Origin of the sequence: Pantoea sp. PNA 03-3 (assembly GCF_003201175.1) — a bacterium.
Taxonomy (GTDB): Bacteria; Pseudomonadota; Gammaproteobacteria; order Enterobacterales; family Enterobacteriaceae; genus Pantoea; species Pantoea stewartii.
In genome coordinates, this window is sequence record NZ_QICO01000004.1 from 297353 (window position 1) to 323394 (window position 26042).

The 26042-nt window shown below is 56.6% G+C and carries 24 protein-coding genes and 1 pseudogene; 13 read left to right on the plus strand and 12 right to left on the minus strand.

Annotated features, from left to right (window positions below; translation table 11 throughout):
- Nucleotides 1-4 precede the first annotated feature (4 nt).
- The 6 genes and pseudogenes from pcaC to C7433_RS14440 all read right to left on the minus strand — a co-directional run bounded on the left by pcaC (nt 5) and on the right by C7433_RS14440 (nt 5057).
- On the minus strand, nt 5-391 hold the full coding sequence (gene pcaC / locus C7433_RS23910; protein ID WP_233255787.1) for a 4-carboxymuconolactone decarboxylase: 387 nt from the start codon (nt 389-391) through the stop codon (nt 5-7).
- Nucleotides 392-1147 (minus strand): annotated as a pseudogene (pcaD, locus tag C7433_RS23915) (3-oxoadipate enol-lactonase); the annotation flags it as partial.
- Nucleotides 1144-2484, minus strand: coding sequence for a 3-carboxy-cis,cis-muconate cycloisomerase (locus C7433_RS14425; protein ID WP_039342170.1), 1341 nt, complete (start codon nt 2482-2484; stop codon nt 1144-1146). The gene C7433_RS14425 and the pseudogene pcaD, both read right to left, overlap by 4 nt.
- A gap of 3 nt (nt 2485-2487) precedes the next feature.
- Nucleotides 2488-3690: a 3-oxoadipyl-CoA thiolase gene (gene pcaF / locus C7433_RS14430; RefSeq protein WP_110268405.1), complete on the minus strand. Its 1203-nt coding sequence runs from the start codon at nt 3688-3690 to the stop codon at nt 2488-2490.
- A 10-nt stretch (nt 3691-3700) separates the two neighbouring features.
- Nucleotides 3701-4357, minus strand: a complete 657-nt coding sequence (locus C7433_RS14435; protein WP_033739788.1) for a 3-oxoacid CoA-transferase subunit B — start codon at nt 4355-4357, stop codon at nt 3701-3703.
- A gap of 10 nt (nt 4358-4367) precedes the next feature.
- Complete coding sequence (locus C7433_RS14440) at nt 4368-5057, minus strand: 3-oxoacid CoA-transferase subunit A (RefSeq protein WP_054633141.1); 690 nt, start codon at nt 5055-5057, stop codon at nt 4368-4370.
- A gap of 186 nt (nt 5058-5243) precedes the next feature.
- Here C7433_RS14440 and C7433_RS14445 point away from each other — a divergent pair, with 186 nt between their 5' ends.
- The 3 genes from C7433_RS14445 (at nt 5244) to C7433_RS14455 (ending at nt 8197) form a co-directional block, all read left to right on the plus strand.
- Nucleotides 5244-6050, plus strand: coding sequence for an IclR family transcriptional regulator C-terminal domain-containing protein (locus C7433_RS14445; RefSeq protein WP_110268406.1), 807 nt, complete (start codon nt 5244-5246; stop codon nt 6048-6050).
- 78 nt (nt 6051-6128) lie between these two features.
- Nucleotides 6129-7319: a cystathionine beta-lyase gene (gene metC / locus C7433_RS14450; RefSeq protein ID WP_110268407.1), complete on the plus strand. Its 1191-nt coding sequence runs from the start codon at nt 6129-6131 to the stop codon at nt 7317-7319.
- Between the two features lie 218 nt (nt 7320-7537).
- Nucleotides 7538-8197: a DedA family protein gene (locus C7433_RS14455; RefSeq protein ID WP_006118175.1), complete on the plus strand. Its 660-nt coding sequence runs from the start codon at nt 7538-7540 to the stop codon at nt 8195-8197.
- Between the two features lie 11 nt (nt 8198-8208).
- Here the strand turns inward: C7433_RS14455 and C7433_RS14460 are convergent, their stop codons facing one another.
- Entirely contained in the window at nt 8209-9117 is a 909-nt protein-coding gene (locus C7433_RS14460; RefSeq protein WP_033739797.1) for an AraC family transcriptional regulator, read from the minus strand.
- Between the two features lie 193 nt (nt 9118-9310).
- Here C7433_RS14460 and dkgA point away from each other — a divergent pair, with 193 nt between their 5' ends.
- Both dkgA and C7433_RS14470 read left to right on the plus strand, forming a co-directional pair.
- Nucleotides 9311-10138 carry a 2,5-didehydrogluconate reductase DkgA gene (dkgA, locus tag C7433_RS14465; protein ID WP_006118176.1) on the plus strand — a complete coding sequence of 276 codons (828 nt, stop codon included), beginning with the start codon at nt 9311-9313 and terminating at the stop codon, nt 10136-10138.
- A 478-nt stretch (nt 10139-10616) separates the two neighbouring features.
- Nucleotides 10617-11549: a flagellin gene (locus C7433_RS14470; protein ID WP_039342155.1), complete on the plus strand. Its 933-nt coding sequence runs from the start codon at nt 10617-10619 to the stop codon at nt 11547-11549.
- Nucleotides 11550-11593: 44 nt separating this feature from the next.
- Here C7433_RS14470 and ftsP read toward each other — a convergent pair whose 3' ends face one another.
- The 3 genes from ftsP to parC form a co-directional block, all read right to left on the minus strand.
- Nucleotides 11594-13024, minus strand: coding sequence for a cell division protein FtsP (gene ftsP, locus C7433_RS14475; RefSeq protein ID WP_039342152.1), 1431 nt, complete (start codon nt 13022-13024; stop codon nt 11594-11596).
- Between the two features lie 146 nt (nt 13025-13170).
- Nucleotides 13171-13908, minus strand: coding sequence for a 1-acylglycerol-3-phosphate O-acyltransferase (locus C7433_RS14480; protein ID WP_039342149.1), 738 nt, complete (start codon nt 13906-13908; stop codon nt 13171-13173).
- A gap of 45 nt (nt 13909-13953) precedes the next feature.
- Nucleotides 13954-16227 (minus strand): DNA topoisomerase IV subunit A, encoded by a 2274-nt coding sequence (gene parC, locus C7433_RS14485; RefSeq protein ID WP_033739803.1) that lies wholly within the window; start codon nt 16225-16227, stop codon nt 13954-13956.
- 392 nt (nt 16228-16619) lie between these two features.
- On the opposite strand from parC, the gene C7433_RS14490 reads away from it, so the two are divergent.
- From C7433_RS14490 to C7433_RS14515, 6 genes are all read left to right on the plus strand, one after another.
- A complete protein-coding gene (locus C7433_RS14490; RefSeq protein WP_110268408.1) occupies nt 16620-18182 on the plus strand; it encodes a transcription antiterminator in 1563 nt (520 codons plus the stop codon).
- Between the two features lie 18 nt (nt 18183-18200).
- On the plus strand, nt 18201-18671 hold the full coding sequence (locus C7433_RS14495) for a PTS sugar transporter subunit IIA (RefSeq protein ID WP_033739808.1): 471 nt from the start codon (nt 18201-18203) through the stop codon (nt 18669-18671).
- Nucleotides 18672-18691: 20 nt separating this feature from the next.
- A complete protein-coding gene (locus tag C7433_RS14500) occupies nt 18692-19006 on the plus strand; it encodes a PTS fructose transporter subunit IIB (protein ID WP_006118182.1) in 315 nt (104 codons plus the stop codon).
- Between the two features lie 11 nt (nt 19007-19017).
- Nucleotides 19018-20109 carry a PTS fructose transporter subunit IIC gene (locus C7433_RS14505; protein WP_054633136.1) on the plus strand — a complete coding sequence of 364 codons (1092 nt, stop codon included), beginning with the start codon at nt 19018-19020 and terminating at the stop codon, nt 20107-20109.
- Between the two features lie 9 nt (nt 20110-20118).
- Entirely contained in the window at nt 20119-20970 is an 852-nt protein-coding gene (locus C7433_RS14510) for a class II fructose-bisphosphate aldolase (RefSeq protein WP_033739812.1), read from the plus strand.
- A gap of 86 nt (nt 20971-21056) precedes the next feature.
- Nucleotides 21057-21917, plus strand: a complete 861-nt coding sequence (locus C7433_RS14515) for a ketose-bisphosphate aldolase (RefSeq protein WP_006118185.1) — start codon at nt 21057-21059, stop codon at nt 21915-21917.
- Between the two features lie 283 nt (nt 21918-22200).
- On the opposite strand, the gene C7433_RS14520 is transcribed toward C7433_RS14515, so the two are convergent.
- Entirely contained in the window at nt 22201-22950 is a 750-nt protein-coding gene (locus C7433_RS14520; protein ID WP_369974383.1) for a transporter substrate-binding domain-containing protein, read from the minus strand.
- Between the two features lie 175 nt (nt 22951-23125).
- On the opposite strand from C7433_RS14520, the gene C7433_RS14525 reads away from it, so the two are divergent.
- The gene (locus C7433_RS14525) at nt 23126-23707 is read left to right on the plus strand and encodes an NAD(P)H-dependent oxidoreductase (protein ID WP_110268409.1); all 582 of its coding nucleotides are present in this window, start codon (nt 23126-23128) and stop codon (nt 23705-23707) included.
- 31 nt (nt 23708-23738) lie between these two features.
- A complete protein-coding gene (locus tag C7433_RS14530) occupies nt 23739-24047 on the plus strand; it encodes a putative quinol monooxygenase (RefSeq protein ID WP_033739815.1) in 309 nt (102 codons plus the stop codon).
- 65 nt (nt 24048-24112) lie between these two features.
- Here C7433_RS14530 and parE read toward each other — a convergent pair whose 3' ends face one another.
- The gene (parE, locus tag C7433_RS14535; RefSeq protein ID WP_006118187.1) at nt 24113-26008 is read right to left on the minus strand and encodes a DNA topoisomerase IV subunit B; all 1896 of its coding nucleotides are present in this window, start codon (nt 26006-26008) and stop codon (nt 24113-24115) included.
- Between the last annotated feature and the right edge of the window lie 34 nt (nt 26009-26042).

Consider the following 26042-nt stretch of genomic DNA (forward strand, 5'->3'; position numbering starts at 1 on the left):
CGATTTAACGGGCACTATCCCGCTCGTCGAAAATGCTTTGCGCCAGTTGGAAGGCCGCGTTCGCCGCAGGCAGGCCACAATACAGCGCGGCATGCATCAGTACCTCTTTGATCTCATCCCGACTGACCCCGTTGTTAAATGCGGCCCGCAGATGCATTTTCAGTTCGGCTTCACGGTTAAGCGCAATCAGCATACCGATGGTGATCAGGCTGCGCGTGTGGCGCGACAAACCGGGCCGGGTCCAGATCTCCCCCCAGGCGTAACGACTGATGAAGTGTTGAAATTCGTCGTTCAGAGGGGACAGATTCTCCAAAGTGCGCTCCACATGCGCGTCACCGAGTACCGCGCGGCGCACCGTCATTCCCTGCTGATAACGCTGCTGCTGCGTCAGTTGCGCGTCAATAAACGGCTGCAGGGCACGATTAAACGCCAGCCACACCTCCACACTGGAGAGATGCGACGCAGGCAACACCACCAGCTGCGCGCCGTGGATGTGCGCCACCATGGCTTCTGCGTCGGCCACCGTCGTCACGGCATCGTCCCGCCCCGCAATGACCAGCACAGGAAGATGAATGGCCGCCAGTTCGTGACGTAAATCTGCGGCAGCCAGCGCATCGCAGCAGTCCGCATAACTTTCTGCATCACAGGCACGCAGTTGCGTGAGCAACGCCTGCACGGTGGCGGGTGCCCGTTCGCTGAACGCCGGCGTAAACCAGCGTGCGGCGGCCCCGTCAGCAATCGCCGCCATACCGTACTGACGCACCTGCGCTGCGCGCTGCTGCCAGGCCGCAGACTCACCGATCTTCGCGGCGCTGTTGGCGACCGTGAGCGTGATCAGGCGATGAGGATGGAAACGGGCCAGCCAGAGCCCGGTCAGCCCGCCCATCGAAATGCCGCAAAAATGCACCCTGTCGATAGCCAGCTTATCCAGCAGCGACAGCACCGCCCTCCCCAGCTGTTCCAGCGAACGGGTTTGTCCGTTCGGTGCCGAGGCACCGTGCCCCGGGACATCGTAACGCAGAATGCGATAATGACCGATCAGCGCATCGCGCTGGGGCTGCCACATGTCTGCCGCCGTTCCTAAGGAGTTGCTGAATAACACCACCGGAGCATCGTCTGGCCCCTCAAGGATGTAATGAAGTGTCATGATTCCCTCGCCGCCGCTAAAACCTGTTGAATAAAGCGCGCCGCACTGCCCGTGGCATTGGCCGGGTCGAGCAGTGCCTCCAGCGTTGAATGACTCAGGCGCGTTCTGACCGTTTCATCCGCGCTCAGTACGGACAACAAACTCTGCTGTGTGTCCAGCGCCCGGCGGCAGCACTGCTCAATATGATGGTGCGCCTGCTGGCGTCCCATCTCGTTCGCCAGCGCCAGCGTGACCGCTTCCGCCATAATTAATCCCTGCGTCAGGCCAAGGTTACGTTGCATGGCATCTTCATGCACCTCCAGCCCGTCGATCAGTTCCGTGCTGTGGGCCAGCGCCGCGCCGCTCAGTACGATCAGCTGCGGCAGGCTCTGCCACTCGGCCTGCCAGCCACCCAGCGCACGCTCGTGTTCCTGCACCATCCCGGCATACAGACCGGACATCAGCGCCGGTACCCGATTGGCCGCGCTGAGAATGGCGGCGCACAGTACCGGGTTACGTTTATGCGGCATGGTTGAGGAGCCGCCGCGCCCTGCCGCCTGAGGTTCGCTGATCTCCCCTACCTCGCTCTGCATCAGCAGCGACATATCCCGCGCCAGCTTGCCCAGCGTCCCGGTCAGGCCGGCATACCAGCCTGCCAGCTCGGTAAGCCTGTCGCGCTGAGCATGCCAGGGCGTGGCGCTACGCGGCAAATTCAGCGCATCGGACAGTGCCTGCTCGACCTGCTCGCCTTTATCGCCCAGCGAGGCCAGCGTGCCTGCCGCCCCGCCAAACTGCAGCGCCAGTACCCGCGTCTGCATCGCCCTGAGGCGTTGTCGATCGCGTACCAGGGCGTCCAGCGTGCCTGCCAGCTTCAGCCCAAGGGTAACGGGCAAGGCATGTTGCAACCACGTGCGTCCGACCATCAGCGTTTTGCTGTGCCGTTCGCACTGCGCGCTCAGCACGGCAATCAGCCGATCCAACAGCGTAGCCGTACCGCTGAGCGCCGCGCGCAGTTGCAGCATCAGTCCGCTGTCGATTGCGTCCTGGCTGGTTGCGCCCCAGTGGACATAGCGCGCCGCCTCGGGCGATCGGGCAGCCACCAAAGCGGTCAATTGTTTGACGAGGGGAATCGCCAGGTTGCCGGCCAGCCCTGCGGCCTGGGTCAGCGCAGCGGCATCGATCGCGTCGGCACGGCAGCAGTCCTGAATGATCTGCGCAGATTCGCGGTCCATCAGCCCCGCACTGGCAAGTGCCTGTGCCAGGCCAGCTTCAAAATCCAGCATCCCCTGCAGCAGCGCCGTATCGCTGAAGCCCTCACTGAGAGGAGAAGCCATAAACATGGCGCGGTAAAGAGACATTGATTATACCCGTTCCAGAATAAGTGCGATTCCCTGCCCGACACCGACGCACATGGTGCAGAGTGCGTAACGTCCTCCGGTGCGCCGCAGGTGATAGGCTGCGGTCATGGCCAGCCTTCCACCGGATGCGCCGAGCGGATGGCCCAGCGCTATTGCGCCGCCGTTAGGGTTCACCTGCGCGGCATCGTCGGCCAGCCCGAGCGCCCGCGTCACAGCCAGCGCCTGGGCAGCAAACGCTTCATTTAATTCGATTACGTCCATTTGTGCCAGCGTCAGGCCACTCTGGGCCAGCACTTTGCGTACCGCAGGTACGGGACCATAACCCATGATACGCGGTTCAACACCGCAGGCAGCCATCGCGACCACACGCACCAGCGGCGTGAGGCCGTGGGCGGCAACCGCGTTTTCACTGGCGAGTAATAAGGCGCAGGCCCCGTCATTGATGCCCGAGGCGTTGCCTGCCGTCACGCTGCTGTCCGGCGTCACGACGCCTTTTAATCCCGCCAGCGCCGCCAGGGAGGTACTGCGCGGATGCTCATCGCAGGCAACAGTGATGGCTTCCCCTTTGCGCTGTGGGAGAGTGACGGTCATCAGCTCGTCACTGAACAGGCCCATCTCCTGCGCACGCGCGGTACGAAGCTGGCTGCGTAGCGCAAAGGCATCCTGATCGGCGCGGCTGATGGCAAAATCGCGTGCCACGTTTTCCGCCGTTTCCGGCATGGTTTCAACGCCAAAGCGGGCGCGCATCTGCGGGTTGATGAAACGCCATCCCATGGTGGTGTCTTCCATTTTCAGGCTTCGACTAAACGCGCTTTCTGCTTTTCCGGTCACGAAGGGCGCGCGCGACATACTCTCTACGCCGCCTGCGATCATGACCTCGGCTTCGCCGCATTTTATTGCCCTGGCCGCCATGCCGATGGCATCCAGCCCCGAACCGCAAAGACGATTGATCGTCGTGCCAGGCACGCTGGACGGCAGCCCGGCCAGTAACAGGGCCATACGCGCCACGTTACGATTGTCTTCGCCTGCCTGATTGGCGCAGCCATAGATCACATCATCGATCGCCTGCGCGACAGAAGCAGGCTGACGGGCAAGCAGCGCCGCCAGCGGTAAGGCCGCCAAATCGTCTGCCCGAATTCCCGCGAGCGCGCCGCCATAACGGCCAAATGGCGTGCGGAGCGCATCACAAATAAAAGCCTGTTGCATTCACGGTTCCTCAGGCGGTGGTCGCCAGTTCAGGTTGCAGTAAACGCACCGGCGTGACCGCCTGGAGCGCCTCGAAACTCAGTCCGGGGCAGCACTCGACCACCAGCGGACCGTCCGGCGTAATATCAATCACGGCCATATCCGTATAGATCCGGCTGACGCACCCCAGGCCGGTGAGCGGATAGCTGCACTGCTTCACCAGCTTGCATTCCCCTTTTTTCGTCAGATAGTCCATCATCACGTAAACCTTGCGCGCGCCAATGGCGAGATCCATGGCGCCGCCGACAGCAGGAATTGCATCCTGCGCACCGGTACTCCAGTTCGCCAGATCGCCGCTGACGGATACCTGGTACGCGCCCATGACGCAGATATCCAGATGCCCGCCACGCATCATGGCAAAGGAGTCGCCATGATGGAAAAAGCAGCCCCCCGGCAGCAGGGTTACCAGCTCTTTTCCTGCATTGATCAGCTCCGGATCGGCGTCTTCCGGCGCAGGCGCTGGCCCCATGCCGAGCAGTCCGTTTTCGCTGTGCAGAAAGATTTCTTTGTCCGCAGGCAGATAGTTCGCAATGCGGGTCGGCAGGCCAATCCCCAGGTTAACGTAAGCCCCTTCCGGAATATCGCGCGCCACGCGCTGTGCCAGTTGGTCACGGGTGAGTTTTTGCATTGCCGACTCCTCAGGCTGAAACGGTCAGGGTAACGGGATGGGGAACGCACACCAGGCGCTGGACAAAAATGCCCGGCGTGACGACGTTTTCAGGATCGAGCTGGCCCAGCGGCACCAGCTCTGCTACCTGGGCAATGGTCGTGGTGGCGGCCATCGCCATCACGGGGCCAAAATTCCGCGCCGCTTTGCGGTACACCAGGTTGCCCCAGCGGTCGCCCTGATGGGCTTTAATAAGCGCGAAATCGGCTTTGAGCGGTTTTTCGAACACGTAATGGCGGCCATCGATTTCCCGCGTTTCCTTGCCTTCCGCCAGCGGCGTGCCAAAGGCGGTGGGGGTGAAAATGCCGCCTAAACCGCTGCCCGCGGCCTGCATCCTGGCGGCAAGGTTGCCCTGCGGCACCAGCTCCAGTTCAATCTCTCCACGACGATAGCGCTCATCGAACACCCAGGAGTCAACCTGACGCGGAAATGAACAAATCATTTTATCAACGCGGCCTGCCTTAAGCAGCGCGGCCAGGCCGCTGTCACCGTTGCCAGCGTTATTGCTGATCACCGTCAGCCCGCGAGCGCCGCTTTCGATCAACGCATCTATCAGTTCCAGCGGCTGACCGGCAGGTCCAAATCCGCCAATCATGATGCTGGCCCCGTCCGGGATGACCGCCACGGCCTCTGCCAGTGTTGCCACACTTTTATTGATCATTAGCTGTTCCTTTAGCCCGGCATCAGCCGGTTGGTAGTGAATAGCCAAAAAGTAGATCGCTCTGTGAGCGCAAACAATACCGATTATCGAAATAGTGTGCGATTATCGGTCACTGGCAAAACCAAATGGCACAATGTGATCGTTCGCACAGTTGCAGGACGATCCAGTTAATCTCGGGAGAAAAGCATGACGGATGACGATCAGACGCTGCGCGGCAGCAGCGATCCCTGGAAAGGGGATCCGAACTTTATGGCCTCACTGGCGCGTGGGCTGGAGGTCTTGCAGGCATTCACCCCACAGCGACGCGTGATGTCCGTGTCGCAAATCAGTCAGCGCACCGGTATTCCGCGCGCAGCCGTGCGGCGCTGTCTGTACACCCTGAGTAAGCTGGGTTTTGTCTACGCCGAAGATGGTAAAAACTTTGAACTGCGTCCGCGCGTGCTCACTCTGGGTCATAACTGGCTGGGTGCCACGCCGCTCGCCAGCGCCTCACAGCCGGTTTTACGCCAGCTGAGCCAGACGCTGAACGAGTCCTGCTCGATGGCAGTGCTGGACGGGGATGACATTCTCTATATCGCCCGCGCGTCCGCGTCGCGCATCATGACGATCGACCTGCATATCGGCAGTCGTCTGCCCGCCAGTACCACCTCCATGGGCAGAGTGCTGCTGAGTGGGCTTGCCGCTGAGCCATTGAACGACTATCTGGCGCGGCTGACCCAGCTGCGTTATACCAGCCACACGCTGGTCAGCAGCAGCGCACTGCGTGAAGAACTGACCCGCGTCCGGCAGCAGGGTTACGCCATTAACGATCAGGAACTGGAAATCGGTCTGCGTTCGCTTGCCGTGCCGCTTTGTGGCGCGGACGGACGCATCGTGGCCGCTCTGAACGTCGGCGTCCATGCCGGACAGGTTTCTGCGGATACGCTGCGTCAACACCATTTGCCGCTACTGCAGGAGGCCGCACGGGAAATCTCCCTGTTGCTGCGCGAATAATCTGTGTTGCCCCTCAACGTCATCGCCGAATTCGTGCTAACGTGAAGGCTCAGGTGCAAGCGGCAAGGCAGGGAGTTCATGACCACAAAAAAAATTGATACCACATTCGTCAGCGCAGGACGCGATAAACGTTATACCCAGGGTTCGGTGAATGCGGTCATTCAGCGAGCCTCGTCGCTGGTTTTCGATACCGTTGCGGAGAAAAAACGCGCGACCGCAGGGCGGGCAAAGGGCGAACTGTTTTATGGTCGTCGTGGCACGCTGACCCACTTTGCCTTGCAGGACGCCATGACAGAGCTGGAAGGCGGCGCGGGCTGTGTGCTGTATCCTTGCGGCGCCGCAGCGGTCTCTAACGCTATTCTGGCGTTTGTTGAAGCAGGCGATCATGTGCTGATGAGCGGCGCGGTGTATGAACCAACCCAGGATTTCTGCACCAAAATCCTTGCTAAACTTCAGGTCTCCACCACCTGGTTTGATCACGGCATCGGCGATGCGATCGCCACCCTGATTCAGCCCAACACGCGCGTGGTGTTCCTGGAGTCGCCCGCCTCCATCACGATGGAGGTGCAGGACGTCCCCGCCATTGTGGCGGCGGTGCGCGCAAAAGCACCGGACGCGATTATTATGATCGACAACACCTGGGCGGCGGGCGTGCTGTTTCGTCCTCTTGCGCTGGGCGTGGATATTTCGATTCAGGCTGGCACCAAATACCTGATTGGTCACAGCGATGCCATGATTGGGACCGCCGTCGCCAATGCCCGCTGCTGGGATCAACTGCGCGAGAACAGCTACCTGATGGGGCAGATGGTGGATGCCGATACCGCCTACATGGCCAGCCGGGGGTTACGTACGCTGGGCGTACGTCTGCGGCAGCATGAAGAAAGTGCACTTCAGGTCGCGGAATGGCTGGCCGCCCGCCCGGAGGTCGCCAGAGTGAATCATCCGGCGCTGCCCTCATGCCCCGGTCACGCCTTCTGGCAACGCGACTTCAGCGGCAGCAGCGGATTATTTTCGTTTGTGCTGAAAGAAAAACTGAGCCGCGAGCAGTTAGCGATGTATCTTGATCATTTTCAGCACTTTAGCATGGCGTACTCATGGGGCGGTTATGAGTCGCTGATTTTAGCCAGTCAACCCGAAGAGCTGGCGGCTATTCGCCCGGCGGGCGGCGTTGATTTCAGCGGTACGCTGGTACGGCTGCACATCGGTCTGGAACATGTGGATGATTTACTGGTTGATCTTGACGCGGGTTTTACACGCCTGACGCGCTAAAAGAGTAAACCTGATATAAACCAGATACAGACCCGTGTGATATATCGACAGGCCACAGCCAGATAGATGTTAAAATTCTCTTAATATAAAAGTGTTCAGCGAGCAGAAGAACCCCCGCTGGTTAAGGTTGTCGCCCACTCTGGGGCAGGCGACAACCAAGAGGTCAGGCCGATCTGAACACTATAATTCAGCATGATTGTGACGTAATGGGATAGCTAATGGGTGTTTTACATGAGATTGTGCACGCGCTTTGGCATCAAGACTTCGCCGCGCTGGCCAATCCGGAAGTGGTATGGATCGTCTACAGCGTGATGTTTATGACGCTATTCCTGGAAAATGGTTTACTGCCCGCCTCTTTTCTGCCCGGCGACAGTCTGCTGCTGCTGGCTGGCGCGATGGTAGCCAAAGGCGTGATGGATTTTTTCCCCACGCTTTTGATCCTGACCACCGCCGCCAGTCTGGGCTGCTGGCTCAGTTACCTGCAAGGCCGCTGGCTGGGTAATACCCGACTGGTTAAGAGCTGGCTGATGCAGCTTCCGGCACAATATCACCAACGCGCATGGAATATGTTTAATCGTCATGGCCTGATGGCGCTGCTGGTGGGACGTTTTCTGGCCTTTATTCGTACCATTTTGCCAACAATGGCGGGCATTTCCGGCCTGAAGAACAGCCGTTTTCAGCTGTTTAACTGGCTGAGCGGTCTGCTGTGGGTGGGCATTGTGGTGACGCTGGGTTACGGCATCAGCCAGGTGCCGTTTATCAAACGGCACGAAGATCAGGTGATGGCTGTCCTGATGGTATTACCGATGGTGCTGCTGGTCGTCGGGCTGGTTGGCAGCATCGTGGTTATCTGGAAAAAACGTCGTCAAAGAGCCTGACCACGCGTGCGTCAGGCGGGCGGTTCGGCCACCGTCTGACGCACCCGATTCACTTCCTCACCCGGCGTCACGCCAAAGTAGCGCTTAAACTCCCGCGAAAACTGCGACGGACTCTCATAACCGACGCGCACCGCCGCGACGCTGGCTTTCAGGCCATCCTGCAGCATCAGTAAACGCGCCTGATGCAGGCGATACCGCTTGAGATACTGCAGCGGCGACGTCTGCGTCACCGCTTTGAAATTATGATGAAACGCTGAGACACTCATGTTCACCTCTGCCGCCAGCGTGTCCACGCTGAGGTTGTCGGCATAGTGATTCTCTATACGGCGCAGTGCCCGGGCAATCTGGCTGAACTGCGTCTGACGACTCACCAGTGACAGCAGTGCACCCCCAATCGGGCCGGTCAGCACATAGTAAAGAATTTCCCGCACAATCTGTGGCCCCAGCACCCTTGCATCACGAGGCTGGGTCATCACATCCAGCAGGCGTTCTGCCGCACACAGCATTGGCTCCGTGAGAAAGGCAGAGTGAATGCCCGAGGTCAACGGCTGAGGCTGAAACCCTTCGTCATCACCGATGTCCATCAGCAAATCCTGCAGGCTGGCCGTATCCACGCGCAGGCACATCCCGGCCAGAGGCTGCTCGGGTGACGCCCAGGTTTCACATTCGACCGGGAGCGGCACGGTGAGCATCAGGTATTTTGTGGCGTCGTACTGAAAAACCGTACTGCCCAGATAACCGGTTTTGCTGCCCTGAAACAAAATGACAATGCCGGGCTGATACATGATGGGCTCACGCGGTCGGTGCTGCCCCGCATAAATCAGTGAGACATTTTCCACCGGACACAGCTGTTCGCGTCCGTTCGTCATCAGCGTGACCACCTGTTGAGCCAGCCGCTGACACAGTAAGTCGTGGGGCATCATCACTCCTGAAAATAAAAAGCGCAGTTTGCCGCGCGCCTGGTTAAATCGCCAGCAAAATGGAGAATCAGGCAAGAAGTTTACAGGATCAGGCAGGGTTATCCTCGCCTGTTCGCAGGCAGCCTGAAAATTGTTAGCTAGACTTAAGCACAGCGAAGATTCCCTGGTTTACTGCAAATGTAAGGAGCAGGATATGGCAGACCAACCTATTATCAAACTGCACGACGGTAACATGATGCCACAGCTCGGACTTGGCGTGTGGCAAGCCAGCATGGAAGATGCGCGCAACGCCGTGCTGAAAGCGCTGGACGTTGGCTATCGTTCAATTGATACCGCCGCCGCGTACAAAAACGAAGAAGCGATTGGTCAGGCGTTACAGGAAACCGATGTCGCGCGTGAGGATATTTTTATCACCACTAAACTGTGGAATGCTGACCAGCAAAATGTCCAGCAGGCACTGGAAACCAGTCTGCAAAAACTGAAGCTGGAGCAGGTAGATCTGTATCTGATGCACTGGCCGTGCCCGGAGAAAGATCAGTACGTTGACGCCTGGAAGAACATGATTGCGATGCAGCAACAAGGCCTGGTCAAAAGCATCGGCGTCTGTAACTTCAACCAGCCGCACCTGAAACGTCTGCTGGAAGAAACCGGTGTAACCCCGGTGATCAACCAGATCGAGCTGCATCCGATGCTGCAACAGCGCACGCTGCATGCCTGGAACGCCATGCACCAGATTCAGACCGAGTCCTGGAGTCCCCTGGCTCAGGGCGGCGAAGGCGTATTCGATCAGGAAATCATCAAGTCTCTGGCCAAAAAATACGGTAAGACGCCGGCGCAAATCGTTATCCGCTGGCATCTGGACAGCGGGCTGGTGGTTATCCCGAAATCCGTCACGCCGGCACGCATCGAAGAAAACTTCAATGTGTTCGATTTCCGCCTGGATAAGGCAGAAATGAGTGAGATTGCCCAGCTTGATACCGGTAAGCGTTTAGGTCCTGACCCGGATACGTTTAACGGCTAACACGGGCGCATCGGACCCGATGCACGCCTCGTGCAGGCCTCTCCTCCGGGAGGGGCTTTTTTACGGTTAGCGCCCACGCAAAATGTTAAACGTCCTTAAAATGTATGACAAAACGCATAATAATTACGCAACGCCTTTCTGGGCAGGGCGCGGCGCCGGGCAAAAAAACCCTTTCCTGACCGAAATCCCCCTGTCTTTCCGCTCTGTTAAATCAAATTTTTTGCGCTGAACGCTGACACCTTAATTCCGCCTTGTATTTTGTCTTTTAAATCAAAAACTTAAAATTCTAATCACCTCACCTTACCTTGTTATAACAGGTAAAATTTTGCAACACACCGAAGCCGCTCCGCTTTTGTGAAAACGTCGTTATGCAGGTAATACTGTTTTCTGTCACACCTGTCGCGTGATCCCGGCTACCACCATTGAACGTCATTTCACGGTTTTCAGAACGTTAAGCGACTTAACCAGGGAGCGTATCATGTCGGTTATCAATACCAATATCGTGTCGTTGATCGTTCAAAACGATCTGTATAACTCTCAAAATGCTTTATCGACCGCCATTGAGCGCCTGTCTTCAGGTTTGCGCATTAACAGTGCGAAAGATGATGCGGCGGGAATGGCGATTGCTAATCGTTTGACCTCAAACATCGACGGCATGACGGTAGCGGGCAGAAATGCCAATGATGCGATTTCGCTATCACAAACCGCTGAAGGGGCGCTCTCCACGATTAACGACAACCTGCAACGCATACGTGACCTGACGGTGCAGGCGCAAAATGGCAGCAACTCCGCTGCGGATATCGACTCTATTCAGACAGAAGTGAATCAGCGAATGGAGGAGATTAACCGTATTACCGCACAAACGAATTTTAACGGCATTAGTATGTTGAATACCGGATCGGGCTCGGCTGCGTATCGCTTTCAGGTCGGTGCGGAAGACGGCGAAACGATCACGATCGATCTGGATGCCAGCGACAGCTATAACCTTCTGAAAGCGGGTACCACCGGCTCAACACTTAATATCCGGCAAATGACCTCAGGAGATACCGTAAATGGCGTGGCCCGTACGGTTGCGGCAGAAGGCTTTGACGTTTTAAAAGGGGATGTTACCGGCGGAACAAGTGGAACCGCGACAGACGGTACGCCTTTGGCCGATCTCGATCGGGCGATTAAATCCGTTGATAGTCAGCGTAGTATGCTGGGTGCCTATGAGAACCGCTTTCAGTCGGTTATCGCCAACCTGAACAATATGGTCACAAACCTTACCTCTGCCCGTAGCAGGATAGAGGACGTAGACTACGCTGCGGAGGTATCGGCGATGTCACAGGCGCAGATTTTACAGCAGGCCGGTACCGCCATGCTGGCCCAGGCAAATCAGATGCCCCAACTGATGTTGCAGCTTCTGCGCTAGCCAAACGCAAAAGCTGAAAGCCCTGCCCGGCACAGTCTGCTCCGTTATGCCGTGGCAGGCTGCACCAGCAGCTGACCTGCCGTTCCCCGATCCGCCAGCTCCAGCGTCTGACTGTAATAGACAAACGGGAAATGGTCTGAAGAGCTTTGGGTAAAGTTGACCAGCAGTTCGACCTCGCCGTCCACCCAGACGGTGTCTTTCCAGCCCCGGTCTTCCCCCATCGACTGCGCACCGTTCACGCTCTTAATCAGGAACATTACACCCTGAATATGCAACGATTGCGGACGATCGGCACGGATAATCCAGCGCTCAAATGTGCCCTGCTGCGCGGTGGTATCAATGCGGTTCATATCCCACACGGCACCGTTGATGCCGGGCATACTGTCGCCAATACGAAACTCCCGGGTACGCACCGAAGCGCCGTCCAGAATCTGATCGGCCAGTAAACGCATTGGCAGGTTATCCGTCACCAGCGGCAGCAGGCCAGTGGGGCGAAGCGTGAGCACCAGCGTTGAGGTCAAAATCGTCGAAGGCTCGAAGAAACCGCGCAGGCGATCCATGATGCCAGCCGCGGTGCCCGCTGTAATGGAGACCTCATCCCCTTGCGACATATCCACCAGAACTTCGCGCCGCTCACCGGGAGCCAGCGTTAGCCGCTGTACCGCTACCGGCGACGGTAAAAAACCCTGATCGCTGGCGATGACCGTAAACGGCCGGTTATCACTGATGCTGAGTTCGTAACGTCGGGCATTGGAGGCATTGAGCAACCGCAGGCGCACCCAGCCTCGTGATACCTCAATGAACGGATTGCGTACGCCATTAACCAGCAGCGTATCGCCCAGGAAACCGCCGTCAGCGGGTGGGTCATAAACCGGTGTCGCAAAGTTATCCAGCCGCTTGTCCTGAATGATCAGCGGAAAGTCATCCACGCCATAGTGTTTTGGCAACGGAAGCTGCTTACTGAGGTCGTCCTCGATCAGCCACATGCCCGCCAGGCCGTTATAGACGTGGGGTGCCATGCGGTTTGGCGTGTTGGCGTGATACCAGCAGGTGGCGGCGTTCTGACGAATCGGTAACACCGGTGCCCAGTCGACGCCCGCTGACATCATCCGCGGCGCGCCGCCCATCAGTGCCCCTGGCACCTGCAGGCCGCTGACGGTCATCGAAACCGGTTCATTGAGGCGGTTGCTGTAGATCAGTTTGACATCATCGCCGCTGTAAACACGGACAGTTGGCCCAAGGTACATGCCATTGATGCCCCAGACCGGCACCTTGTTATTGTCACCGTTAAACGACCAGTGGCTGCGCTGTAAGGTCAGAAACAGCGGCTGACCCCGGCGGGATTCGATCAACGGCGGAACGGGAAGTGGCGTGTCACCACGCAAGGAAGCGGCACGTGCCGCATGCGGCATTACCGTGGCACTGAGCGCCACACCGGCAGAAAGCTGGATAAACTGACGTCTGCTGAAAGACATGAAATTTCAGACCTTTTACGCGTGGCGCTGAAACGCCAACCCTGTTTTTATTGCTGTCATTGCTGTGCTGCTTTCACGGCGAGCGACGCAGGACGTCACTCGCCGTGGGGCATCCATGCAGAATAGTCCGACAACGGATTTGTCGGTTAGATTTTACCGTTTTTTTCGCGTTCTTCGACTTCGGCGTTAAGCTCTTCCAGCTTCGCGGCCATCAGTTCACGACAGTGGGTAGCCAGTTTGCGCACAGACGACGACTCAAATTGTTTGACGTCTACCGGCGGCAGCATTTCCACAATCACCAGACCGTTTTTCAGGCGGTTGAGATTAATTTTATTGTGCGTATTGGACACCACAATCGGAATGATCGGGACGCCGGCCGCGACCGCAGCGTGAAACGCACCGGTTTTAAATGGTAATAATCCCCGCCCGCGACTGCGCGTACCTTCAGGAAACATCCAGAACGAAATCCGTTTTTTATTGAACTGCTCGACCAGCTCGCCAATGGTGCCGTGTGCTTTGGCCCGGTTGTCACGGTCAATCAGCAGATTACCGGTCAGCCAGTAAAGCTGACCAAAGAACGGTATCCACAGCAGGCTTTTTTTCCCCACGGTCACGGTGGTGGGCTGCACAATTTTAGCGGCCGTCACCATATCGTAGTTGTTCTGGTGATTAGCGATATAAATCGCATTACCGTAATTATCCGCGCCCTCTGGGCGACGAAGTTCAACCTTCAGACCGAACAGCGTCGATAATTTGCCAAACAGATGACCAAAGGTGGCGACGTGACGCGGATTGCGCGGCGAGAACAGACACCAGATGCAGCCAAATACACAGACCAGAATCGAATAAATTACCACAATAATCGTGCGTAATATCAGTAACATAGCTTCCTCAATGTAACACGGCTGGCGATGAACCAGCCGGATGAATTACGCGTCGCTGTCAGCGCTGTCAGGACGTGCCGGGGCATCCAGTTCGACCCGATCAATTTTTTGCAGACCGCGCGGTAACAGCGTGCCACGGCGACCCCGATCGGCACGGAATTTCTGCAACTCTTCACTGCGCAGCAACAGCTTGCGTTTACCGACGTGCAGCGTAATCGCGCTGCCTGGTGGCAGAATCATGAGCCAGGCCAGTTTATCCGTGCCCGCCGCGGCATCCGCCGACGGAATCGAGATAATCTTGTTGCCCTTGCCTTTCGACATTTGCGGCAACTCGCCGACCGGGAACATCAACATCCTGCCCGCCTGGGTGATCGCTAACAGCATGTCGTCTTCATGATGCACAGCCATCGGCGTCATGACGCGCGCATTCTCCGGCAGGGTCAGCAGCGCTTTGCCCGCACGGTTGCGCGAAATCAGATCGTTGAAGGTGCAGATAAAGCCATATCCGGCATCCGAAGCCATTAGCAGGCGCTGCTCTTCCGGCTCCATCAATACCTGTTCAACAACCGCACCCGGTGGTGGCGTCAGTTTACCGGTCAGTGGCTCGCCCTGCCCGCGTGCCGACGGCAGCGAGGTGGGATCCAGCGTATAGCTGCGGCCAGTGGAATCGATAAAGGCCACAGGCTGATTACTCTTGCCGCGTGCCGCCGCCAGGAAGCTGTCACCGGCTTTATAGCTCAGGCCCGCCGGGTCGATATCATGTCCTTTGGCGCTGCGCACCCAGCCCATCTGCGACAGAACAATCGTAACCGGCTCAGACGGAACCAGCTCGGTTTCGCTGAGCGCTTTGGCTTCTTCACGTTCACGCAGAGGCGAACGGCGATCATCACCAAAACTGTTGCTGTCTGCCTGCAGCTCTTTTTTCAGCAGCGTATTCATTTTGCGTTCAGAGGCCAGCGTCGCCTGCAGCTGATCGCGCTCTTTTTCCAGTTCGCTTTGCTCACCGCGAATCTTCATCTCTTCCAGCTTCGCCAAATGGCGCAGCTTGAGTTCAAGAATCGCTTCGGCCTGGGTTTCACTGATCTCAAAGCGCGACATCAGCACTGGCTTTGGTTCGTCCTCGGTACGGATGATGTGAATGACTTCATCAATATTAAGGAAGGCCACCAGCAAACCGTCCAGGATATGCAGACGGCGCAGCACGCGTTCTAAACGATGATTCAGACGGCGACGAACAGTATCGCGACGGAACACCAGCCATTCAGACAGGATTTCCAGCAGGTTTTTCACGGCCGGACGGTTATCCAGTCCGATCATATTCAGGTTGATACGGTAGCTTTTTTCCAGATCGGTCGTGGCGAACAGGTGGTTCATAACCTGATCCAGATCGACACGGTTTGACCGGGGCACAATCACCAGGCGAGTCGGGTTTTCGTGATCGGACTCATCACGTAAATCCTCGACCATTGGCAGCTTTTTATTGCGCATCTGGCTGGCAATCTGCTCCAGTACCCGGGCACCGGACACCTGGTGCGGCAGCGCGGTGATCACCACCTCGCCGTCCTCTTTTTTCCACACCGCACGCTGGCGAATCGAGCCGCGCCCGTTCTGATAGATTTTGCGAATCTCGTCGCGTGGCGTAATGATTTCGGCTTCGGTCGGGAAATCCGGCCCTTGCACAATCTCCAGCAGCGCATCCAGGCTGGTTTTCGGATCGTCAATCAGGGCGATAGCGGCCTGCGCCACTTCGCGCAGGTTATGCGGCGGAATATCGGTTGCCATGCCCACCGCGATCCCAGTAGTGCCGTTCAGCAGAATGTTTGGCAGGCGCGCCGGCAACATCTTCGGCTCCTGCATCGTGCCGTCAAAGTTTGGCACCCAGTCTGCCGTGCCCTGCCCCAGCTCACCCAGCAGCACTTCGGCATACTTCGACAGGCGAGACTCGGTATAACGCATGGCGGCGAAAGATTTAGGATCGTCAGGTGCCCCCCAGTTTCCCTGGCCATCGACCAGCGGATAACGGTAGGAGAACGGCTGTGCCATCAACACCATGGCTTCGTAACAGGCGCTGTCACCATGAGGATGGTATTTACCCAGCACGTCACCCACGGTACGGGCCGATTTTTTAAATTTGGCGGTAGCGTTAAGCCCCAGCTCCGACATGGCATATACAATGCGGCGCTGGACGGGTTTCAGGCCGTCGCCAATGTAAGGCAACGCACGGTCCATGATGACGTACATGGAGTAGTTTAAGTACGCATTCTCAGTAAACGTATGCAGGGCAAGACGCTCTGCACCATCCTGCGTCAATTCGCTCATTAAGTCCTCATCCTCACATCGTGACCCGCAACGGCGGATCACCCGGCGGTTGTTTGGCGAGGATAGTACCTTATTCGTGGGTATTAGTCACAGTCCTGGAGCGGGCTGGTCACTCTTTTTTCCCTGTTTTCCGGTCGCCGAAAAAACCACACCGGTAAAAATCCCCGTGCGCTTATTTTTAATAGTTTGTGACCTTCCTCGCAATTAATTATCAGCTTATTTATAGCGTATTAATCCTGTCCCGTTCCCGGGACAACATTTAGTATTGTTGCTTTTTCTTTCACCACCTAAATTCAATTTCAGCGACATATACCGGTTTTATTTTATGCCCTGGTTGGATTTAACGAATTGCCACTTAAGCACCGCTAACGAAATAATAGACAGGTGACTGAATGCAAAATCTGACTTCACGACAACACCGATTACTGAAATTACTGTTACAGGCGGGCACGCCGCTGGCGTTAGCGCAATTAGCCCAACAGTTAACCGTTTCTGAAAAAAGTATTTATCGCGATTTACAAAGTCTGGAACCCTGGCTGCATGGCTGGCAGGCGCAACTGGTGAAGCTGCCTGGCCGCTGTGTGGCGCTGGAAACACACGATCATGAACAGCGGCTGCGCTTGCAGCAGCATGTTGCCAGCGACGATAACTGGTCTGCGGGCTTAAGCAACAATGCGCGGCGGGTAAAAATCCTGTCCCAGCTGCTACGAGACGCGCCACGTGAAACCTCGATCAGTAAGTTATCTGAACGTTATTTCATCAGTCACGCTTCGATTGTTAATGACCTCAAGGTGATTGAAGAGTGGTTGCAGCCGCTGGCGCTGGAGCTGGTCCGTAGTCAGAGCGGCACGCATGTGGCAGGCAGCGAGCAAGCACTGCGCCAGGCCATGGTTTTGCTGATTAACGACGTTATGCAGCATAACACGGGCAGCAATATGGCCCTGCCGCGGCTCGACCCCGGCAGTTATCAGGCGCTGATCCACTATTTTGGCGAAGAGGACGTGGCCTTTGTGCAGCGCTTACTGCAGCAAATGGAGCAGCAGCTTGGCTACCCTTTGAGCGATGCGTATTACCTCAATCTGTCCACCCATATTCTGATCATGATTCACCGTATGGCGCAGGGCAAAGCCTTGTCCCTGCCGCTGGCTCTGAGCGCGTCAGAAATGGACAACCGAATTCTGAAGATTGCCCGCCAGATGGTAGTACAGATTGAACAGCGGCTGGGGCAATCCGCGCCCGCGGATGAAGTGGGATTTATTTATCAATATATTATTTCATCGGGCATTGTAGTCGAAGAACGCGGCAGCCACATGCTATCGCACTCTCCTTTTTCAAATGCAGCATCGCGCAATATTACGCTCGAATTAATTCATTGCTTTTCCGCATTCATCCAAAAGGATCTGTCGACCGATTCTTTATTATTTGAAGGTTTGCTATTCCATATTAAGCCGCTACTTAACCGGCTTAAATATCATATTACGATTCGCAATCCCTTACTCGATGACATAAAAGCGGAATTACAGGATATTTTCACGCTGACCCAACGCGCCATGCAGGTAACGGCCGAGCGGTTTCATTATGGGCCAATCGCTGACGATGAGATCGGTTATCTGTGCGTGCATTTTCAGGCCGCGCTTGAACGGCAAATCGCCCATAAACGTATTTTGCTGGTGTGTTCCAGCGGCGTCGGCACGTCGCATTTGCTGAAAAGTCGCATCCTGCGCGCCTTTCCGGACTGGATTATCGTGGGCGTTATTTCGGCCAGCACGCTGGACGACTTTTGTCAGCAGGAGCCGGTGGATCTGGTCATCTCCACCATTCATCTCGATATCAGCACCTTGCCCACCGTGTATGTTACTGCGTTTTTTAACGACGACGATATTCGCCGGGTGACGGACGCCATGATTGGTCGCCAACTGCCACAGGCCGCAACGCGCGCACTGGCAGAACATTAACTGAATGAGGTCTGATTAATGGATATTTCTCGCATTCTCACGCCACGCCGCGTCAATCTCAATCTGCAGGCCAGCAGCAAAGAAGCGGCCATTATCGAACTGACGGAGTTGCTGTTCAGTGACGGTGCCATTAGCGATAAAGAGGCCTTTATCCGCGATGTCTGGCTACGCGAGGCGGAGGGATCGACCGGGTTTGAGAATCATATCGCCATTCCTCACGGTAAGTCCTCCGCCGTTAAGCAAACCACGCTGGCCATCGGGCGCAGCCAGCAGGATATCCCCTGGGAGACGCTGGATGGCAGCAAGGTGCGCTGCATCATCCTGTTTGCCGTGCGGCTGGAAGATCAAAACACGACCCATATTCGCCTGCTGTCACAGGTGGCCAGTGCGCTGGCCGATGATGAGGTGATTGCGCAACTGCTGGTGGAAAACGATCCCAGCGAAATCATTCGGCTGTTTAGTCAGTACGCCGAAACCGACCTCTGTTAACCCTGGAATCCGAGGTAATCATGAACATTGTCTGTGTTGCCGCCTGTACGGCGGGCATCGCGCATACCTACATTGCGCGTGAAAAAATGATCAAAGGCGCTCACGCCCTTGGCCACACCATCCATGTGGAAACGCAGGGCACCATCGGGACAGAAAACGCCCTGGATGCCGAAACGATAGCGGCAGCCGACGTGGTGATCCTGGCGGTGGACGTGAAGATCACCGGCGAGGAACGTTTTCGTGGCAAACCGATCGTGCGGGTGAAAACCGAAGTGGTGATCAAGTCGCCCATCAAGTTTCTGGAAAAAGTGGCGGATTCACTGGCGCGTGCCTGAGGAGATCCACAATGAACGCTAACAAAAGCCAGTACGGGCAAGCGATCAAAGGCCATCTGTTAACCGGGATCTCCTGGATGATCCCGCTGATTGTCGCCGCCGGGATCTGCATTGCGCTGGGTCAGGTGATTGGCGGGCCCGATGTGGGTAAACATCCCGGTACGATCGCCTGGATGCTGAACCAGATCGGTGGCTGGGGCATGGGCTTAATCGTCCCGTTGATCAGTGCGGCTATCGCTTACTCGATTGCCGACAGGCCGGGCTTCGCGCCGGGTTTGATCGTCGGGTTTATCTGCGGACAGATTGGCACCGGCTTTATCGGTGGCATCCTGGGTGGCTTCCTGGTGGGTTACACGGTGATTCTGCTGCGGCGCAGTATCCGGTTGCCACAATCGATGCAGGGGCTGATGCCGATCATGGTCTTGCCCGTACTGAGCACCATCATTGCCGGGCTGCTCATGATGACGTTTATCGGTCAGCCCATTGTCTGGCTGCAAAAGGCGCTGATCGCCCTGCTGGAATCAATGCAGGGGGGCTCTAAGTTCATCATGGGGGCGATTCTGGGGGCGATGGCGACCTTTGACTTCGGCGGGCCGGTCAATAAAACCATGTCGCTGTTTGCGGATGGCATGCTGGTGGACGGCATTTACGGGCCGGAAGCGGTCAAATTTGCCGGTTCGATGATCCCGCCCTTTGGCATCACGCTCTCCTGGCTGCTCACGCGCCATAAGTACACCCGCGCGGAAAAAGAAGCCCTGAAAGCGGCCTTCCCGATGGGGATCTGCATGATCACCGAAGGTGTGATCCCCATTGCCGCACGCGATCTGTTCCGGGTCGTCGGGAGTTGTGTGGTTGCCTCAGCCGTTGCTGGTGGCCTGATCATGGTCTGGGGCGTGGAAGCGCCAGTGCCTCACGGCGGCATGTTTGTCGTACCGCTGTTCACCAAACCCGGGTTGTTCTGCCTGGCGCTCGGTATCGGCACCACGATCTGTGGCGTCATGCTTTCGCTGCTGAAAAAGCCCGTCACTGAAGCCGACGAAGAGTTTGACGACGTGGAAGATCACACCGTTCGCGACGACGACATTAAATTCACACTGGAATAAGGAGTGAGTATGTACGCGGCAATGAACGACCTGATAAGCCAGGCTGCGCAGAAAAAATATGCCGTTCTGGCCATCAACTGCTTCAACCTGGAAAGTGCCCGGGCGGCGGTTAAGGCGGCGGAGCAGCAGCGTGCGCCCCTGATACTGAATGTGTATCAAGGCCATAGCCGTCATTTTCCGCCAGCCATCGCGGTGCCGCTGGTGCAGGCGCTGGCGGCGGAGGCCAGCGTACCAATCGCGCTGGCGCTCGATCATGGCAAGGCCTTTCCGCTGATTGGCCAGGCCTTTCGCGCAGGCTTTACCGGGCTGATGATCGATGCTTCGGCGGAGCCGCTGGCCGAAAACATTCGTCAGACGGCCCGCGTGGTCGACATGGCCCACACCGCCGGGGTTTGCGTCGAAGGCGAACTGGGCCATATCGCCGATGCGCCCACCTACGCGCTGGCCGACGCGGCGGTCAAAATGACCCAGGTGGCGGATGTCCTGCCGTTTCTTGAGCAGACCCATATCGATCTGCTCGCGGTTTCGGTTGGCACCGCGCATGGGCTTTATCCCGCTGGGGTGCAGCCGACAATCGATTTCCAGCGTCTGGCAGACCTGCACGCGGCCTCATCGCGCCCGCTGGCGCTTCACGGCGGCAGTGGCACGCCAGCGGACGATATTCGGCGCGTCAGTCAGCACGGCGTCGCCAAGATTAACGTTGGCGCGGCGGTATTTGAAGCCGGTAAACAGGCGCTGCACCAGGCGCTTAAACACCCTCCCACCACCGAACTGCCGGACTTACTCGCCCTGATGGAGTCCGCCTGTTGTGAAGTCGTCAGTGACTATCTGAGCTGGTCTGGCTCCGCCCGCCAGGCCTGATGGCTTTCTGCTGTAACCCGGTGCGCGTCTCTGAACGTCAGCGCAGGGCAACCCTTTGTCATAAAACAAGCTGAGGAAGATTTAACATGTTGATTTCCATGAAAGAGATGTTAAGACCCACCCGTCAACATCGCTTTGCGATTGGCGCCTTCAATGTCGCTGACAGCTGTTTTATCCGCGCGGTCGTGGAAGAAGCCGAAGCCACTCAAACCCCGGCCATTATCTCGATTCATCCCAGTGAACTGGAATTCGTCACCGATGCATTTTTTGGCTATGTGCGGGAGCGCACACTGAAAAGCAGCGTGCCGTTTACGCTGCACCTGGATCACGGTGCATCGGTGGCCCATGTGCTGCGCGCTATTCAGTGCGGTTTCACGTCGGTGATGATTGACGGTTCCCTGCTGCCTTATGAAGAAAACGTGGCGCTGACGAAAGAGGTGGTGAAGCTGGCCCATGCGGTGGGCGTGTCGGTTGAGGGCGAACTGGGGACGATTGGCGATACCGGGACGACCGTGGAAGGCGGCGTGAGCAAAGTGATCTATACCGACCCGGCTCAGGCCGAAGACTTTGTGCAGCGAACCGGCGTGGATACCTTAGCGGTCGCCATCGGCACCGCGCATGGTATCTATCCCAAAGATATGAAACCGGAGTTGCAAATGCATATCCTGCGCGACATTTCACAGCGCGTTTCCATTCCACTGGTGCTGCATGGCGGCTCGGCGAATCCCGATGCCGAAGTGGCCGAGGCGGTGACGCTGGGCGTGGGTAAAATCAACATCTCCAGCGACATGAAATATGCCTATTTCCAGAAGGTGCGTGAAGTGTTAACCCGTGAAACCTGGTGGGATCCGAACGTAATTTATCCCGAAGCGATTGAGGCGGCAAAAGCGGTCATTCGCTACAAGATGAATTTGTTTGGTGGGCTGGGTAAAGCGTCGTTGTATTAAGCATCTTCGCTTTTGATTCAGATAACCGCACCGTGGCGTTTCAAAGCCATCTGACAGGAAGTCGGAGCAGGCAATCCGCAGCGCTGAACAGAGCGATAAAACCAGGATTTGCCCGCAGGACGCGGGCAAAAAACGGAGTCGGTACAGGCTGTATCGTCTCCGTCAGTCCGTCAGGCTGAAGCGCGACGTGAAGGCACGCGACAGCGACGTGAGGACGCCCGCTCAGAAACCCTGTCGGATGGCGTGTACAGCGCTGCAAAAAAACTGAGCGCACAAAACATGATTACTTCATCACGCCCATCCACTGCTGCGCAATCTTCGCATATTCTCCCGTGGCCGTGCTCAGGTGTAGCCACTGATCGACATACTGTTTCCAGCTCATATCATCACGCGGAAGCATATAGGCCTTCTCGCCATACTGAAGCGGTTTATCCGGATTGAGTGCGCACAGGGAAGGGAAGCGTTTTTGCTGATACAGCGCCTCTGAGGCATCGGTAATCATCACATCGGCTTTGTTATCCACCAACTGCTGGAAAATGGTGACGTTATCGTGAAACAGCGTTAACGCCGCCTGAGGAAGATAACTGTGCACAAAGGCTTCGTTCGTCCCGCCCGCGGGTTCGATTAACCGGACGCCGGGTTTATTTAGCTGGTCAACCGTCTGATACTTCGTTTTATCCGCGCAGCGCACCAGCGGAATTTTGCCGTCCACGCCAAGCGGCTGAGCAAACCAGGCGGTTTGCTGGCGCTTCAGCGTAACCGATACGCCACCCAGTGCGATATCACACTGTTTCGCTAAAAAGTCCTGCATCAGGGTTTTCCAGGTGGTAGGTACCCATTGCACTTTCGCTCCCAGTGACGCCGCCAGCGACTCCGCCATGCTGATATCCAGCCCTTCATAGTGGCCATCGGGTTTCAGAAAGCTGTAGGGCTTGTAGTCCCCGGTCGTACAGACTTTCAGGGTTTTGGTGTTGAGCACGCTGTCCAGACGCGACTGGGCCTGGGCAACGCCAGCCACCAGCAGTAAAGTCATTATGAGTGTTTTCTTCATCATTCTTTTTTTTCGGAGGTGAGTTTGCGCCGTTATGGTGACATAACCTTACGGGTTATTGCGCTAATCGCAAAAGTGTTGTGATCATTCTCGCATTTTTCTCCCGCGCGTCGCGGCCTAAGCTACTCCCCATAAACGCATACGGGAGACACGCTTAATGAGCAACATTTTAATTATCGATGGTGGTAAAACTTTCGCCCATTCTAAAGGTGAACTGAATCATACGCTGACCGACGTGGCCGCCAGCCAGTTGCGCGATCTGGGCCATGAGGTGACCGTTACCGTCGCCGACAGTGACTATGTTGTGGCAGATGAGATCCAAAAATATCTCGACAGCGATGTCGTGATTTATCAGATGCCAGGCTGGTGGATGGGCGAACCCTGGACCGTGAAACGTTATATTGACGAAGTCTTTACGGAAGGCCACGGCAAGCTGTATGCCAGTGATGGTCGCACACGTTCAGACAGCGAGAAAAAATACGGTTCTGGCGGCCTGCTTCAGGGCAAAAAATATATGCTTTCCCTGACCTGGAACGCTCCGCTGGAAGCCTTTACCGATCCTGAGCAATTCTTCGAAGGCGTCGGCGTGGATGGCCTGTACCTGCATTTTCACAAGGCTAATCAGTTCCTTGGAATGGAAGCCTTACCGACGTTCATCTGTAACGACGTGATCAAGCAGCCTGATGTGCCGCGGGATATTGCTCGTTATCGGACGCATCTCAGCGAAATTTTTGCTTAAATAGACTTTCCCCCCGAAAGAGGAAACGTGAATGTTAACCGTCGTTGCTGAAATTTGTGTGAAGCCAGGCTACCGTCAGAAAGTACTGGAGGCGTTTCATCAGGTGATCCCGACCGTGCTGGAAGAAGAAGGCTGCCATCAGTACAGCGCGCTGGTCGATCATCAGGCGCAGGTGCCGTGGAAACACAACTCACCCGATTCGATTTTCATGCTGGAGCAGTGGGAAACCCTGCGTCATCTCGACCAGCATCAGCAAATGCCGCATATGGAAGCCCATCGCGCTGCCATTAAAGAATACGTGACAGACGTAAAAATTCTGGTGCTGGAACCCGGCCAGTAATTTCTGCAACGCTGACACGAAAAAGCCCCGGTACAGGCCGGGGCTTTTTGCAGCGGGTAACCGACTCAGACTTCGATATCGGCCTTGTCGCCTTTTTCCTGTAACCAGTTGCGGCGATCTTCAGAACGCTTCTTCGCCAGCAGCATGTCCATCGTCCGCAGCGTCTGCTCAATATCGTCGTCACTGACGGTAAGCTGAACCAGACGGCGGGTATTCGGATCGAGCGTGGTTTCACGTAACTGAAGCGGGTTCATTTCACCCAGCCCTTTAAAGCGCTGAACGTTCGGTTTGCCCTTCTTACGCTTTAACTGCTCCAGTACGCCCTCTTTCTCGTCTTCATCCAGCGCGTAATACACTTCTTTGCCCAGATCGATACGATAAAGCGGCGGCATCGCTACATAAACGTGGCCGTTTTTTACCAGCGTACGGAAGTGCTTCACGAACAGCGCGCAGAGCAGCGTGGCAATGTGCAGCCCATCTGAGTCGGCATCGGCGAGAATACAGATCTTACCGTAGCGCAGCTGCGTCAGATCTTCGCTGTCGGGATCGATACCGATCGCCACAGAGATATCGTGCACCTCCTGTGAGGCCAGCACTTCATCCGACGAGACTTCCCAGGTGTTCAGGATCTTGCCTTTAAGCGGCATGATCGCCTGGTATTCGCGGTCGCGTGCCTGCTTGGCTGAACCGCCCGCCGAATCCCCTTCCACCAGGAACAGTTCGGTTTTATTCAGATCCTGTGCTGTACAGTCTGCCAGTTTTCCGGGCAACGCCGGGCCGCTGGTCAGCTTTTTACGCACGACCTTCTTCGCCGCGCGCATCCGGCGCTGGGCGCTGGAAATCGCCAGCTCTGCCAGCTGTTCTGCCGCCTGCACGTTCTGGTTCAGCCACAGGCTGAAGGCATCTTTGACCACGGCTGACACGAAGGCGGCGCACTGGCGTGAAGATAAGCGCTCTTTGGTTTGACCGGCAAACTGTGGATCCTGCATTTTCACCGACAGCACATAGGCACAGCGATCCCAGATATCCTCGGCGGACAGCTTCACGCCACGCGGCAGGATATTGCGGTATTCGCAAAACTCGCGCATGGCGTCCAGCAGGCCCTGGCGCAGACCATTAACGTGTGTCCCACCCTGCATGGTCGGGATCAGGTTCACATAGCTTTCGGTCAACAGCTCACCGCCTTCCGGCAGCCACAGTAACGCCCAGTCCACCGCTTCGATATCGCCTGCAAAGGCACCCACAAACGGTTTTTCCGGCAGCGTCGGCAGGCCGTTTACGGCTTCACACAGATAATCTGTCAGGCCATCTTCGTAACACCAGCGCTGCTCGGTATTGTTGAGCTTGTCTTTAAAGACGATTTCGACACCCGGACACAACACGGCTTTCGCTTTCAGCAGGTGAGATAAGCGGGAAACCGAGAAACGCGGGCTGTCAAAGAAGTGTTCGTCCGGCCAGAAATGGACGCTGGTGCCGGTGTTGCGTTTGGCAACCGTGCCGGTGACGGTCAGATCCTGCACCTTTTCACCATTTTCAAAGGCGATAGTGTAGATCTCGCCGTTACGGCGCACATTCACTTCAACGCGTTTGGACAGGGCATTAACCACCGAAATCCCGACGCCGTGCAGGCCACCGGAAAACTGGTAGTTTTTATTGGAAAATTTACCGCCCGCGTGCAGCCGGCACAAAATGAGTTCAACAGCCGGAACGCCTTCTTCCGGGTGGATGTCCACCGGCATGCCGCGCCCGTCGTCGATGACTTCCAGCGACTGATCGGCATGCAAAATCACCTCTACCCGTTTGGCATGGCCCGCCAGTGCCTCATCGACGCTGTTATCAATGACTTCCTGACCCAGGTGGTTAGGGCGCGTCGTATCGGTATACATTCCCGGGCGACGGCGAACCGGCTCAAGGCCAGTCAGGACCTCAATGTCACCCGCATTATAGCTTGATTGACTCATGGTAACTGTCTGATTAGATGAAGAAAATGGTTGC

Excerpts from the sequence above, each read along its gene's own strand:
- C7433_RS14505 (WP_054633136.1), top strand. The coding sequence starts at position 19,018 with ATGAACGCTAACAAAAGCCAGTACGGGCAAGCGATCAAAGGCCATCTG.
- C7433_RS14525 (WP_110268409.1), top strand. The coding sequence starts at position 23,126 with ATGAGCAACATTTTAATTATCGATGGTGGTAAAACTTTCGCCCATTCT.
- C7433_RS14515 (WP_006118185.1), top strand. The coding sequence starts at position 21,057 with ATGTTGATTTCCATGAAAGAGATGTTAAGACCCACCCGTCAACATCGC.
- dkgA (WP_006118176.1), top strand. The coding sequence starts at position 9,311 with ATGGCAGACCAACCTATTATCAAACTGCACGACGGTAACATGATGCCA.
- C7433_RS14490 (WP_110268408.1), top strand. The coding sequence starts at position 16,620 with ATGCAAAATCTGACTTCACGACAACACCGATTACTGAAATTACTGTTA.
- ftsP (WP_039342152.1), bottom strand. The coding sequence starts at position 13,024 with ATGTCTTTCAGCAGACGTCAGTTTATCCAGCTTTCTGCCGGTGTGGCG.
- C7433_RS14470 (WP_039342155.1), top strand. The coding sequence starts at position 10,617 with ATGTCGGTTATCAATACCAATATCGTGTCGTTGATCGTTCAAAACGAT.
- C7433_RS14440 (WP_054633141.1), bottom strand. The coding sequence starts at position 5,057 with ATGATCAATAAAAGTGTGGCAACACTGGCAGAGGCCGTGGCGGTCATC.
- metC (WP_110268407.1), top strand. The coding sequence starts at position 6,129 with ATGACCACAAAAAAAATTGATACCACATTCGTCAGCGCAGGACGCGAT.
- C7433_RS14445 (WP_110268406.1), top strand. The coding sequence starts at position 5,244 with ATGACGGATGACGATCAGACGCTGCGCGGCAGCAGCGATCCCTGGAAA.
- pcaF (WP_110268405.1), bottom strand. The coding sequence starts at position 3,690 with ATGCAACAGGCTTTTATTTGTGATGCGCTCCGCACGCCATTTGGCCGT.
- parE (WP_006118187.1), bottom strand. The coding sequence starts at position 26,008 with ATGAGTCAATCAAGCTATAATGCGGGTGACATTGAGGTCCTGACTGGC.
- C7433_RS14530 (WP_033739815.1), top strand. The coding sequence starts at position 23,739 with ATGTTAACCGTCGTTGCTGAAATTTGTGTGAAGCCAGGCTACCGTCAG.
- parC (WP_033739803.1), bottom strand. The coding sequence starts at position 16,227 with ATGAGCGAATTGACGCAGGATGGTGCAGAGCGTCTTGCCCTGCATACG.
- C7433_RS14455 (WP_006118175.1), top strand. The coding sequence starts at position 7,538 with ATGGGTGTTTTACATGAGATTGTGCACGCGCTTTGGCATCAAGACTTC.
- C7433_RS14510 (WP_033739812.1), top strand. The coding sequence starts at position 20,119 with ATGTACGCGGCAATGAACGACCTGATAAGCCAGGCTGCGCAGAAAAAA.
- C7433_RS14500 (WP_006118182.1), top strand. The coding sequence starts at position 18,692 with ATGAACATTGTCTGTGTTGCCGCCTGTACGGCGGGCATCGCGCATACC.
- C7433_RS14480 (WP_039342149.1), bottom strand. The coding sequence starts at position 13,908 with ATGTTACTGATATTACGCACGATTATTGTGGTAATTTATTCGATTCTG.
- C7433_RS14460 (WP_033739797.1), bottom strand. The coding sequence starts at position 9,117 with ATGCCCCACGACTTACTGTGTCAGCGGCTGGCTCAACAGGTGGTCACG.
- C7433_RS14520 (WP_369974383.1), bottom strand. The coding sequence starts at position 22,950 with ATGACTTTACTGCTGGTGGCTGGCGTTGCCCAGGCCCAGTCGCGTCTG.
- C7433_RS14495 (WP_033739808.1), top strand. The coding sequence starts at position 18,201 with ATGGATATTTCTCGCATTCTCACGCCACGCCGCGTCAATCTCAATCTG.
- C7433_RS14425 (WP_039342170.1), bottom strand. The coding sequence starts at position 2,484 with ATGTCTCTTTACCGCGCCATGTTTATGGCTTCTCCTCTCAGTGAGGGC.
- C7433_RS14435 (WP_033739788.1), bottom strand. The coding sequence starts at position 4,357 with ATGCAAAAACTCACCCGTGACCAACTGGCACAGCGCGTGGCGCGCGAT.